The 12,385-nt window shown below is 69.6% G+C and carries 10 protein-coding genes; 7 read left to right on the forward strand and 3 right to left on the reverse strand.

Annotation, left to right across the window (positions count from 1 at the left end):
• Positions 1 to 80 precede the first annotated feature (80 nt).
• The 6 genes from UAA55_RS04760 to UAA55_RS04785 all read left to right on the forward strand — a co-directional run bounded on the left by UAA55_RS04760 (position 81) and on the right by UAA55_RS04785 (position 7,224).
• Entirely contained in the window at positions 81 to 1,331 is a 1,251-nt protein-coding gene (locus UAA55_RS04760; RefSeq protein ID WP_322951507.1) for a sarcosine oxidase subunit beta family protein, read from the forward strand.
• Positions 1,332 to 1,341: 10 nt separating this feature from the next.
• A complete protein-coding gene (locus UAA55_RS04765) occupies positions 1,342 to 1,620 on the forward strand; it encodes a sarcosine oxidase subunit delta (protein ID WP_322951508.1) in 279 nt (92 codons plus the stop codon).
• Entirely contained in the window at positions 1,620 to 4,553 is a 2,934-nt protein-coding gene (locus UAA55_RS04770) for a sarcosine oxidase subunit alpha family protein (RefSeq protein ID WP_322951509.1), read from the forward strand. Before UAA55_RS04765 ends, UAA55_RS04770 begins: the two co-directional genes overlap by 1 nt.
• Positions 4,546 to 5,124: a sarcosine oxidase subunit gamma gene (locus UAA55_RS04775; protein WP_322951510.1), complete on the forward strand. Its 579-nt coding sequence runs from the start codon at positions 4,546 to 4,548 to the stop codon at positions 5,122 to 5,124. Before UAA55_RS04770 ends, UAA55_RS04775 begins: the two co-directional genes overlap by 8 nt.
• Positions 5,125 to 5,269: 145 nt before the next feature.
• Positions 5,270 to 6,514 (forward strand): MFS transporter, encoded by a 1,245-nt coding sequence (locus tag UAA55_RS04780; protein WP_322951511.1) that lies wholly within the window; start codon positions 5,270 to 5,272, stop codon positions 6,512 to 6,514.
• A gap of 32 nt (positions 6,515 to 6,546) precedes the next feature.
• The gene (locus tag UAA55_RS04785) at positions 6,547 to 7,224 is read left to right on the forward strand and encodes a helix-turn-helix domain-containing protein (protein WP_322951512.1); all 678 of its coding nucleotides are present in this window, start codon (positions 6,547 to 6,549) and stop codon (positions 7,222 to 7,224) included.
• Here the strand turns inward: UAA55_RS04785 and UAA55_RS04790 are convergent.
• Positions 7,215 to 8,468, reverse strand: a complete 1,254-nt coding sequence (locus UAA55_RS04790; RefSeq protein ID WP_322951513.1) for an amino acid deaminase — start codon at positions 8,466 to 8,468, stop codon at positions 7,215 to 7,217. The genes UAA55_RS04785 and UAA55_RS04790 overlap by 10 nt on opposite strands.
• 32 nt (positions 8,469 to 8,500) lie before the next feature.
• Positions 8,501 to 9,790 (reverse strand): MFS transporter, encoded by a 1,290-nt coding sequence (locus UAA55_RS04795; RefSeq protein WP_322951514.1) that lies wholly within the window; start codon positions 9,788 to 9,790, stop codon positions 8,501 to 8,503.
• Between the two features lie 83 nt (positions 9,791 to 9,873).
• Between UAA55_RS04795 and UAA55_RS04800 the strand changes: the two genes are divergently transcribed.
• Positions 9,874 to 11,331 carry a M81 family metallopeptidase gene (locus UAA55_RS04800; protein WP_322951515.1) on the forward strand — a complete coding sequence of 486 codons (1,458 nt, stop codon included), beginning with the start codon at positions 9,874 to 9,876 and terminating at the stop codon, positions 11,329 to 11,331.
• Positions 11,332 to 11,348: 17 nt separating this feature from the next.
• On the opposite strand, the gene UAA55_RS04805 is transcribed toward UAA55_RS04800, so the two are convergent.
• On the reverse strand, positions 11,349 to 12,371 hold the full coding sequence (locus UAA55_RS04805) for a dipeptidase (protein ID WP_322951516.1): 1,023 nt from the start codon (positions 12,369 to 12,371) through the stop codon (positions 11,349 to 11,351).
• Positions 12,372 to 12,385 lie beyond the last annotated feature (14 nt).

Consider the following 12,385-nt stretch of genomic DNA (forward strand, 5'->3'; position numbering starts at 1 on the left):
CCAAAGATCCCTTGTTAGCGACATCTCATTGCGCTACGGTCAAACATACAGTTCTGTATTGAATGATAAGAGATCGGGCAATGGGCGGCTATTCGGCGTTGGGTTTGCTGCGACACGGCTTGGGCGCGAAGGCTTGGCCGCCGGCATGGCGGGAGGCATCGCCCCGGGAACGCTACCGGGTGGTCATCATCGGCGGCGGTGGGCATGGCCTGGCCACCGCCTACTATCTGGCCAGGAACCACGGCATCCGGGACGTGGCGGTGCTGGAAAAGGGCTGGATCGGCGGCGGCAACACCGGCCGTAACACCACCATCGTGCGGTCCAACTACTACTACCCGGAAAGCGCCGCCCTCTATGATCTGTCACTCAAGCTGTATGAGGGCCTGTCGCGCGAGCTGGATTACAACATCATGCTCAGCCAGCGCGGCATGATGACCGTGGCTCACAGCCGGCACGAACTGGACATGGTGCGGCGGTGGGCTGGCGCCATCCGGGCCAACGGCATCGATTCCGAATTGCTGAGCCCGGTGGAGGTCGCCCGCCTGGCGCCCCTCTTCGATACCAGTCCGCAGGCCCGCTATCCCGTCTGGGGTGGCTTCATCCAGCGGCGCGGCGGCACGGCCCGGCACGACGCCGTGGCCTGGGGGTATGCCCGGGCCGCCAGCACGTTGGGCGTGGACATCATCCAGAACTGCGAGGTCACCGCCATCCGCCGCGATCCCACCGGCCGGGCGACCGGGGTGGGGACGTCGCGGGGGGAAATCGCGGCCGACAGCGTGGTCATGGCCGTCGCTGGCCACAGCACCGCCGTCGCCGACATGGCGGGCTTCCGCCTGCCTGTCACCAGCTACGCCCTACAGGCCATGGTGTCGGAACCGGTGAAGCCTGTGCTGGACGTGGTCGTGCTGTCGCTCGCCACCGGTCTCTATGTCAGCCAGAGCGACAAGGGGGAGATGGTCCTGGGCGGCGCGCTGGACCTCTACAATTCCTACGGCCAGCGCGGCAATCTGCCGACGGCGATAAACGTGGCCGGTGCCGCGGCGGAGCAGTTTCCCGCCCTGGGGCGGCTGCGCATGCTGCGGCAATGGGCCGGCATCGTCGACGTCGTGCAGGATTCAAGCCCCATCCTAGGCGAAAGCCCGGTGCCGGGCCTGTACATCAACTGCGGCTGGGGCACCGGCGGCTTCAAGGCCATACCCGCCGGCGGCTGGCTGACGGCCCATCATGTGGCGACCGGCCATTCCCACGCCATTGCGACCCCGTTTTCCCTCCGGCGGTTCACCACCGGCGCCCTGATCGACGAGGCCGCCGCGGCCGGCATCGCGCACTAGAGGTTCCCTGATGTTGCTTATTTCCTGCCCCCACTGCGGCCCGCGCGACGAGGTGGAATTCCGCTGTGGCGGAGAGGCCCATCTGACCCGGCCCGGGCCACCGGACACGGTCAGCGACGACATTTGGGCTGGCTACCTGTTCATGCGCCGGAACCCGCGCGGCCTGCACTACGAACGTTGGCTGCACGCCGCCGGGTGCCGTACCTGGTTCAATGTGGCCCGGGACACCGTCACGCACGAGATCAAGGTGGTCTACGCCATGGGCCAGCCCCGGCCGGAGTGTACGTGATGGCCCGCCAGTCCCATCGACTGCTGGCCGGCGGCCTGGTCGACCGCACCCGCCCCTTGCGCTTCACCTTCGATGGCCGGCCCTACCAGGGGTACCAGGGGGACACCCTGGCTTCCGCCTTGCTGGCCAACGGTGTGACGGTGGTGGGCCGCAGCTTCAAGTATCATCGACCCCGGGGCATCATGGCCGCCGGCGTGGAAGAGCCCAACGCCATCGTCACCGTGGGCCAGGGCGCCGCCGCCGTCCCCAACCTGAAGGCCACGGAGGTCGATCTGACCGATGGCCTGGTGGCGACCGCCGTGAACTGCTGGCCGTCCGCCCGCCGTGACCTGGGCGCGTTGATCGGCCTGCTGGGCCCGTTCATGCCTTCCGGCTTCTATTACAAGACCTTCAAGTGGCCGCATTGGCACTGGTATGAGGGCCTGGTGCGCCGGGCCGCCGGCCTGGGCAAGACGCCCACCGGCCCCGACCCGGACAGCTATGAGCATCTGCACGCCCACTGCGACGTCCTGGTGGTGGGAACCGGTCCCGCCGGGCTGGCGGCGGCCATGGTGGCCGGTGCCGCCGGAGCGCGGGTGCTGGTGGTGGAGCAGGAGGCGGCGCTGGGCGGCAGCCTGCTCTATTCCGGTGCCGTCGTCGATGGCATGCCGGGACGGGAGTGGGCGGCACGCCGGATCCATGCCCTGGCCGCGATGCCCGAGGTGACGCTGCTGCCCCGCACCACTGCCACCGGCTACTACGACCACAACGCCCTCAGCCTGCTGCAGCGGATCGATGACGGCAGCGGCAGGCCCCGGCAGCGCCTGTGGCAGGTGCGCGCGCGCCGGGTGGTGCTGGCCACCGGCGCCCTGGAGCGGCCGCTGGTGTTCCCGGGCAACGACCGGCCGGGCGTCATGCTGCTATCGTCCGCCTGCCGTTATGCCAACCACTACGGCGTGGCGGCCGGCCGGCGCCTGGTGGTGTTCACCAACAACGATACCGCCTACGGCCACGCCCTGGCGCTGTGCGGCGCCGGGATCACCGTGGCCGCGGTGGTCGACTGTCGCGAGGTCCGTACGACGGCGGCGGTGGCGCTGGAACAGGCCGGCATCCCGGTGATCCGGCAGGGCGTGGTGGAAAGGACCCACGGGCGGGCGGGGCTGACCGCCGTCACCATCGCGACGCCCGGTGGCCGCCGGCGTGTGTCATGCGATGCCCTGGGCATGGCCGGCGGCTGGAACCCGGTGGTGCATTTGCATTGCCAGGCGGGCGGGGGCCTGCGCTGGGACGAGGCGGGCCTGATGTTCACGCCTGGCCCGGCGCGGCAGGCTTGCCGCAGCGCCGGGGCCGGCAACGGTAGCCTGGGGCTGGCGGATTGCCTGGCGGAAGGGCACGCGGCCGGCCTGGACGCGGTGGCCGCCTGCGGCCTGGCGCCAACCGGGACCGCCACCCCGCGAGCGGAAGCGGCATCCTCCCTGGCCATCCAGGCGCTATGGAGTGTGCCCGGCGGCAAGGCCTGGGTGGATTTCCAGAATGACGTCACCGCCGACGACATCGTTCTGGCGGCGGCCGAGAACTTCCGCTCCGTCGAGCACCTGAAGCGCTATACCACCCTGGGCATGGCGGTGGACCAAGGCAAGACCAGCAACGTCAACGGCCTGGCCATCCTGGCCCGGCAATGCGGCCTCAGCATCCCGCGGACCGGAACCACGCGCTTCCGGCCGCCCTATACGCCCGTGACCTTGAGTGCCTTTCGCGGTCCCTACCGGGCGAACCTGTTCCGGCCCCGGCGCCTGATGCCGGCCCATGACTGGCATCAGGCCCATGGCGCCGTCTTCGAGGACTTCAGCGGCTGGCAGCGACCGGCCCACTACCTGCGGCCAGGCGAGGATCGCGACCAGGCGGTCCGCCGCGAAGCCTTGGCCGTGCGCACCGCCGCCGGCCTGTTCGAGGGATCGCCCCTGGGCAAGATCGAGGTCAAGGGCCCGGATGCCGCCGATTTCCTGGATCGCGTCTACGTGAACACGATGTCGACCCTGAAACTCGGGCGCCTGCGCTACGGTCTGATGGCCAATGAGAACGGCGTTATCATGGATGACGGCGTGGTGGCGCGGCTGGCGCCGGACCATTTCCTGGTGGGCACCAGCAGCGGCAACGCCGGCCGCGTCGCTGAGTGGCTGGAGGAATGGCTACAGTGCGAGTGGACCGGCCTGCGGGTGTTGACCGCGCCCGTGACCAGCGCCTGGGCCACCCTGACCCTGACGGGGCCTCGGGCACGCGCCATCCTGGACCAGGTCGGGGTGGATTTCGATCCAGGTGCCCAGCATTTCCCTCACATGGCCTTCCGCGACGGCCATGTGGCGGGCATTCCCGCCCGCGTCGCCCGGGTGAGCTTCACAGGCGAAGTGTCCTACGAGATCAACGTGCCGGCGGGGGAAGGGACCGCCCTGTGGCGGCGAATCATGACCGTGGGCGCCCCCCTGGGGCTGCAACCCGTGGGCGTGGATGCCTGGATGGATCTGCGTACGGAGAAGGGCTACCTGCATGTCGGGGCCGACACCGACGGCACCACCACGCCCCTGGACGTGGGCTGGGGTCCGGTCATCGCGCGCAAGGCCAAGGATTTCGTGGGCAAGCGCTCGCTGATGCGGCCGGATGCCTTGCGTGGCGACAGGCTGAATTTCGTCGGCCTGGAACCCGTGGACCCCACCCAGCCCCTGCCTGTGGGGGCCCAGTTGACGCTGGATGCCGCCGAGGGCGGCCCGACGGGCGGTCATGTCACGTCCGGCTGTGTCAGCGCCGTGCTGGGCCGTCCCGTGGCCCTGGCCATGATACGCGGCGGACGGGACCGCATGAATCAGCTGGCGTGGGTCCTGGGACCGTCCAGTCCCATCCCGGCCCGCATCGTCCCACCCTTATTCTATGATCCGGAAGGAGAACGGCTGAATGCCTGATGGACAGCGCGATGTCGGCTGCGCCCAGCCGTCCACCCATCTTGGACCGGGAGTGTGTGTCCAGCATCTTGGCCCCCGCCCGGCGCTGGTGTTGCGCGTGTTGGCGGCGGACGTGACGCGGGCGGCGATGGCCCTGCGCCAGGCGGGATTGGACTTGCCCCTGGCGCCCAACACCGTCCGCTTGGGCGGCGTGCGCCTCCTGTGGACGGGCCTGGGGGAATGGCTGTTGACCACGCTGGGGGAACGCCTGCCCGACGGCACGGCGATAGCGGCTGCTCTGGAGGATATCCCCCACCTGCTGGCTGAGGTCACGGACGGCCGCACGGTGGTCACACTGTCCGGCGACCAGGCCCGGACGGTGTTGGCCAAGGGCTGCGGCCTGGATCTGCACCCCCGCGCGTTCACGACGGGCCAGTGTGCCCAGACGCTGCTGGCCCGCGTGCCCGTCCTGCTGTTCCAGACATCGGATGAGCCGTGTTTCGAACTGTTCGTCGATCGCAGCCTGGCGGCCTACCTACGGGACTGGATGGCGGGTGCCGCGGCGGAATTCGATGGGACGGCAGGGGCCTGAGCGCCACCGCCGTACCAGGGTGACGATCTCGGGGGGCAATACGATGGAGGCGACGATCAGCGACAATCAATCCAAGGCGCCCGAACCCAGGGCCCCGGGACAGCCGGAGGTCGCATGGCCTTCGGCCGGACGGGCCTGGTGGGCCATGGCGGCGTTGTTCGCCGCGGCGGTGCTCGCCTATACCGACCGTCAGGTGCTGAGCCTGCTGGTCGATCCCATTCGCCATGACCTGGGGATCGGCGACACGCAGATGGGCCTGCTGCAGGGGCTGGCGTTCGCCGCCATCTATTCCTTGGCGGGCCTGCCGCTGGGCCGGTTGGCCGACATGGCCTCGCGGCGCTGGATCATCATCGTCGGCGTGCTGATCTGGAGTGTGGCCACCTTCCTGTCCGGCTACGCGCAGTCCTTCGGCGCCCTGTTCGCGGCCCGGGTGTGCGTGGGCATCGGCGAGGCGGCGTTGACCCCGGCCGCCACGGCCATGATCGCCGATTATTTCCCGCCGCAGCGGCGCGGCGCCGCCATCGGCTTCTTCAACATGGGCATGGCCCTGGGCGCCGGCGGGGCCATCGCCATCGGCGGGGCGCTGCTGCAGGCGGCCAATGCCGGCCGGTTCGCCGGCGTCCCCGGCCTGGCCGGGGTGGCGCCCTGGCGCGCCGTGCTGCTGACGCTGGGCCTGCCGGGCTTGGCGGTCATGGCCTTGCTGCTGGTGACCAAGGATCCGCCGCGGCGGGGCCGGGTGCCGACCGGAGGCCGCATCCTGCCGCTGCGCGACGTCCTTTCCCTATTCGCTAAGCGCCGCGCCACGCTGCTGCCCCTCTACCTGGGGCTGGCGCTGATCTCGGTGGCCGATTTCGCCGTCCTCAGCTGGACGCCGGCCCTGCTGTCGCGCCGTTTCGCCCTGTCACCGGGGGAGATCGGCGTGGCGCTGGGCGCCATCACCCTGTTCACCGGCACGGTCGGGACCTTCGGCGGCGGCTTGTTTTCCGACCGCTTGGCCCGGCGGGGCGGGGCGCGGGCGCGGCTGACCCTGGCGGTCGGCACCTCGGCGGTCTGTGTCGTGGGGGCGGGCTTGGCCGCCGTGGACAGCGCCGCCGCCATCCTGGTGCTGGCGGCCGTCGTGCTGTTCGCCGGTACCGTCAGCGCCAGTGTCGGCATCACCTCGGTCCAGGATCTGGTGACCAGCGACATGCGTGGCCTGGCCGCCGCCATCGTTTCCTTCGGCAACATCCTGATCGGCCTGGGGGTGGGCGCCATGCTGACCGCGGCCCTGACCGACCACCTGTTCCATGATCCGCTGGCGGTGGGCGGTTCGCTGGCCCTGGTGGTCACGCCGGCGGCGGTCCTGGCCGCCTTCGGCTTCTGGCGGGCGGCGGCGGCCGTGCCCCGATAGCGGGCGGTGCGGGGGAGGAAGCGGTGAACCAGATGACGGCCCCGCGTGGGAAACTGGGTCCCCTGATCCGGGCCCTGCGTCTGCGGCGCAACTGGACGCTCCGGCAGATGGGCGAGCGGTGCGGCATCTCGGCCTCCTCCCTGTCCAAGGTGGAGAACGACAAGCTGTCACTCACCTACGACAAGATCGTGGACCTGGCCCAGAAGCTGGGTATCGGGATCGCCGAATTCTTCGCGGAGGAGGATGAGGTCCAGGACACGCCGGTGACCGGTCGGCGCAGCATCGTGGCGGACGCGGCGTCGGGCTTCCAGGTGCGGACCGCGAATTACGATTACCGCTATCTCTGCACCGATCTTCGCCACAAGCGGATGATCCCCATCCTGACCCATATCCGCGCCCGCACTCTCGCGGATTTCGGCGCGCTGGTTCGGCATTCGGGTGAAGAATACCTTTATGTCCTGACCGGTGCCGTCACTGTCCATACCGAATTCTACCTGCCCGTGACCTTGGACGCCGGCCAGTCGATCTACCTGGACAGCACCATGGCGCACGCCTACACGGCGACGGGCTGCGAGGAGGCCGTGGCCCTGTGCCTGTGCTCCAGCCCTGATGAGCGCCTGCATGACGAACTGGTCGACACCCACCATCCCGACACCGTGATCACGCCATCCCTGGGGCCATCCCAGGGACGGCGGGCTGATCAGAAATAGGTCCGGTAGGCGTCCACCACCGTGTAGTCGTCATCGACCACCAGCAGCAGCTGCCACTTGTCCAGCGTGGTGCAGGGGTGGGACACGCCCAGGCCGACACGGTCGCCCACCTTCAGGTCGGCGCTCGCCGGGACGCGCAGGTAGGCATGCTGGTCATTGACGCCGACGATCTCCCACCCCAGCCCGTCCATCGATACCGGGGTGGCGCCGTCACGGGACCGCAGCAGGGGAACCGGCAGGCCCGCATCCGTCCCGAAATCGCGCCGCCCGGCGGTCAGCAGCGCCAGCCCCGGTTCGGGCCGCGACTGGACGTAGGCCCAGACCTCCAGCGCGCGCTCCAGCCCGGCCGCCATGTCCCGCTTGGCCCGGAGCGCGTCATGCGCCTTCTGGTAGATGCCGGAGTCCTGGGTTACATAGCAGCCGCTGCGGGTGACGACGCGGGCCTCCAACCCGGCGAACGCCTCCAGGACCAGATCGTAGTGGATGGACCCGCCGGCGGTCAGGAGGGGCTGCGCCACGCCGAACAGCCCTTCGTCGCGACAGCGCCGGTACACGGTCGCCATGTCGGCCAGGAATTGGTGCACGGTGGGTTGGCCCAGGGGCGCGGCCACCGGCAGCATGCCCTCGAACCCCTCGACCCCGGCCAAGGCCAGGGCTGGGCCCGCCTGGTGGACCGCGCGGGCCACGGTCAGGGCCTCATTCACGCCGCGGGCGCCCGTGCGGCCGCCGGTATAGCCCAGTTCCACCAGCACCTGGACGGGCCGTTCCAATCCCTTCCTCAGGGCCGCCTGGGCCAGCAGCGCCACGCCGGCCGATGAATCCGCCAGGCAGTAGAAATCCAGCCCCGGATCCTGTCGCAGTTCCTCCATGATGCCTGCCAGTTCAGCCACCCCCACCGGCTGGTTGGCCAGGATGATGCGCGCCGCGCCCCAGCGGCGGCAAACGCGCATCTGCTGGACGGTGGCGACGGTGACGCCCCAGGCGCCATCGGCCAGCTGGCGGCGCATGATGGCCGGGCACATCGTCGTCTTGACGTGGGGCGCCAGCAGCGCCTCGGCATCCTTGACGAAGGCCTGCATCCAGCGGGAGTTGCGTTCCAGCGCCGGCAGCTTGATGACGGCGGCGGGCAGGGGGATATCCCCACGCAACAGGTTCCATCCCCGGCCGCCCACCTGCGACAGAAGGGACTGCTGGTGCGGCGGGAAGCCTTTGACCGTGTCGTCCTGCATCACATCCTCAAGCACTCTCGTTCTCCCCGTGTTTTGCATGAAGGATTTCAGCGCCGCGCGGCGGCGCGGGCGCGCGTGAACAGCGCCAGTCCGGCGACGGCGGCCGGCAGCGCGACCGTGACGATGGCCCAGCCCACCGCCGCCGCGTCGCCGTAGACATGCTCCGTCACCAGGGCGACCAAGCTGGGACCTAGCCCCAGGCCCAGGGCCATGTTGAAGAAGGACGTCAGAGACATGCCCACGCCGCGCAGTTCGTTGGGCAGCAGTTCCTGCAGGGCGGCGACCCCGGCGATGCCGATGATGGTGGTGCCCAGCATCCAGATGGTGAAGCCGGTGACGGCCAGGGGGGCGGTGCCGGGCAACAGCAGCAGGACCCCGGGCAGGGTGCACGCCGCCCCGGCCATGGCGAGCGCCAGCCGTGCCGGCAGGCCCCCCCGGCGTTCGGCCCAATCCGAGGCGACGCCCGTGGCGATGGAGCCGATGACGCCTGTGACGGCGACGATGGTCCCCATCATGCCGCCGATCTCGGCCGAGCCCAGGCCGTAGCGCCGGGACAGCAAGGTCGGGACCCAGGCGAACATGGCGAAATCACCGATGGAGACGATGCCCATGCCCAGGTACAGCGGGCCCAGCCGGGCCCGGTCGGCCAGGAAATGCCGCGCGCCCGCGCGTAGGCTGCCCTTCCCGGCGGCACCCTGTCGGGCCGGTTCCCGTATCGTTGCCACCAGGGCCAGGATCAGGATGCCGGGCAGCCCGGCCAGCAACAGCACCAGCCGCCAGGAGGACAGGGCACCCAGGACGGGCAGGCTGGCGAACCAGCCCCCTTCCGCCGCGCTCAACAGCACGCCGCCAATGGTGATGGCCGCGCCGGTGCCGATGACGCAACTCATCAGGAAGGTGCCCATCGCCGTCGCCCGGCGGGCGGGCGGAACGGAATCGGCGATCAGGGAGATGACGGCGGGGGCCAGGGCCGCCTCACCGATGCCCACGCACAGCCGGGCGGCGAACAGGCCCCAGAAGGTGGGGCTGAAGGCGCAGGCGATGGTGCCCAGGCTCCACGTCGCCACACCCGCCAGGACCAGGTTGCGGCGATTCCCGCGGTCCGCCAGACGGCCCAGGACCAGCCCGGCGAAGACGTACAGCAAGGCGAAGGCGGGGCCCTGCAGGTAGCTGACCTGCAGGTCGGTGATCCTCAGATCGCGGCGGATGGGATCCACCAGTTGGTTGAGGATCAGGCGGTCGGTGTAGGAAACGATGGCCGCCAACGAGAACACGGCGACGCCCCACCACGCCTGGGCGTCGGGGGGATAGGATGTCCGGTCCGCGCCTGAGGCCATTCTTGAAAATCTCCATATGGAAAGAATTGGCTATAGGTATAATATTCTCCATATAGAGAATTAGAAAGCGGGAGTGTCGGGGAATGCGGATTTTCATCGCCGGCTTGATGACGGAGACCAACACCTTCGCGCCTTTTCCCACCGGCCGGCGGGCGTTCGAGGAAGGCGGGCTCTATCATGAGAACGCCAGTAGCGCCGCCGAGGGCGCGCCCAACCTGATCGCCCGGCTGTTCCGCGACCGGGCTACGGCTGACGGGCATGAGGTGGTTGAGGGGCTGTCGGCCTTCGCCCAGCCGGGCGGCCGCACGGTGCAGTCCGTCTACGAGGCGTTCCGGGAGGAAATCCTGCAGGCGCTGCGTGCCCAGGGGCCATTCGATGTCGTCCTGCTGGCGCTGCACGGCGCCATGGTGGCGACGGAGTGCGACGACTGCGAAGGCGACCTGCTCCGCCACGTGCGCGGCGTGGTGGGGGACCGCACGGTGATCGGGGTGGAACTCGATCCCCATTGCCATCTGACGGACGCCATGGTCCGCCTGGCCGACGCCATCGTCATCATGAAGGAGTACCCGCACGTCGACTATCTGGCGCGGGCGGCTGAACTGTATCGCCTCTGCGTCGACGCGGCGGCGGGCGCGGTGCGTCCGGTTTCCGCCGTCTTCGACTGCCGCATGGTGGGCTTCTACCCCACGACCACCGACTGCATGGCCGGCGTCCTGCGGCTGATGTGGGCGGCGGAGGCGCGGCCCGGTGTTTTGTCCGTCAGTTTCGCGCACGGTTTCCCCTGGGCCGACGTGGCCGATGTCGGGTCCAAGATGCTGGTGGTGGCGGACGGCGACCGCACGTTGGCGGAAACTGTGGCGGGGGAGTTGGGGCGAGAGGTGGTCCGCTTGCGCGAGGCGCTGATGCCCCGTTTCCCCACCATCGACGCGGCCCTGGACCTGGCCGTGGCCACCCCCGGCCGCATCGTCCTGGCGGACACCGCCGACAACGCCGGCGGCGGTGCCGCCAGCGACAATTCGGCCCTGCTGCTGGCCTTGCTGGAACAGCGGCTGCGAGGCGTGGTGTTGGGCGCCTTCTGGGACCCCACGCTGGCCCGCGTCTGCGCCGAGGCCGGGGAGGGGGCCAGCCTGCCCATCCGGCTGGGGGGCAAGCACGGGCCGGCGTCGGGCCAGCCGGTGGACCTGACCGTGACCGTCCGCGCGATCCGCGAGGACTTCGAGCAGGCCGGGCTGGGGGCCGGCACCCGCCAGCCCATGGGCCTGACCGTGTGGGTGGAGGCGGAGGGCATCGACCTGGTGATCAATTCCGTCCGCACCCAGGTCTTTTCGCCCGACGCCTTCACCGGGCTGGGCATCGACCTGGATGCCAAGCGCTTCATCATCGTGAAGTCCAGCCAACATTTCCAAGCCCTGTTCGCCCCCATCGCCGACCGCGTCATCCAGGTGGCGACGCCGGGTGCCCTGGGCATGGATTTCGCGGCGCTGCCCTATACCAAGCGCGACCCCAACTACTTCCCCCGCGTCGCCGACCCCTTCGCCTGAGGCCGGCGCGGGCCCGTCTATTTCCAGACCGACCGCGCCACCCGGACCCAGTTGAGCCCCAGGATCGCGCGCACGTCGTCCTCGGAATAGCCGCGTCGTAGCAGGCCGTCGGTGATCTCCGGCAGCTGTTCCGGCTGGGCCACGTTGATGACCAGGTTGTAGGCGCCGTCGGGATATGTGGCGGCCGACTTCCTGACCTCCGCCATCAGGCTGTCCATGTCGTAGACCCAGTCCAGGCCGATGGCGACATGGGCCGGTCCGACGCGCTGCACCAGATAGTCCACGTGCTGCAGGTAGCGCTCGGTGGAGGCGTCATTGCCGCCCAGGAACACACCGATGCCGTTGACGCCGATGACCCCGCCCGTGCGGGCGCAGGCGTCGATCTGGTCATCCGTGATGTTGCGCGGATGGTCGTGCAGGGCTTTGGCGTTGGAATGCGAGAAGATGACCGGCGCCGTGCTGTGTTCCAGCGTCTCCATCGCCGTGCGATAGCCGGTGTGGGAGCAGTCGACCATCATGCCAACCCGGTTCATCTCCTGGATCAGGGCCACGCCAAACCGACTGAGCCCGCCGTCGGTGCGTTCATGACAACCGTCGCCCACGTGGTTTTTCTGGTTGTAGGCCATCAGCGCGTGGCGGACGCCCAGCTTGTAATAGATTTCCACCAGCCCGACGTCGCGGGCGAAGGCGTTGGTGCCCTGGAAATGGAAATTGACGCCCAGCAGCCCCGCCGCCTTGGCCGCCAGGATGTCGTCCACCGTCTCGCACAGCCGGAAGCGGCTGGGGTCGGAGAGGAAGTAGGCGCGTTCCTGGCCAAGGATCTCGATGGTCTGCGCCACGGAATGGCCGTCCGTGGCCACGGTGACGGAAACGAAGTCGGCACCGGCGCCGATATGGTGCGCCAGCGCCTGGGCCTTCAGCTCGGCACGGCCGAAGCCCGACCAGGGCACGGTGTTGTCCCAGACCAGGGCGTCGGCGTGCAGGGCGGCGGCGGCTGGCGACAAGCCCCAGCGGGCCGTGGCGTTGTCGGTGGCGGGCATTTTTCCTCCAGGAT

This window comes from Nitrospirillum guanabarense, from assembly GCF_034653355.1.
Classification (GTDB): Bacteria; Pseudomonadota; Alphaproteobacteria; order Azospirillales; family Azospirillaceae; genus Nitrospirillum.